Here is a 314-nt window from a genome sequence, read left to right on the forward strand (position 1 = left end):
GGCGAGATGGCCGGCGCGGTGGAAGAATTCAAGGTGCAGGCCGTGGCCAAGGCCGAGCGCGATGCCGCCGCCAACGAACTTCAGAACAGGGAGCAGGCCGCAAGCCGTCGTTCCGAACTGATTCGTTTCGCCGACGATTTCGAGAGCGCGGTCGGCGCCATCGTCTCCAACGTCTCGGCTTCCGCCGTGCAGCTGGAATCGGCCGCCTCGACGCTGACCCGCACCGCCGAGACGACGCAGAGCCTGTCGAGCCAGGTCGCCGACGTCTCCGAGCAGGCCTCCAGCAACATGCAGTCGGTCGCCACCGCGACCGA

At 67.5% G+C, this 314-nt stretch carries 1 pseudogene; it reads left to right on the top strand.

Going from position 1 to position 314, the window contains the following annotated elements:
• Window positions 1-314: pseudogene (locus tag AC0L2F_RS35800) on the top strand (methyl-accepting chemotaxis protein); the annotation flags it as partial.

The organism is Bradyrhizobium sp. Ken64 (assembly GCF_055807555.1).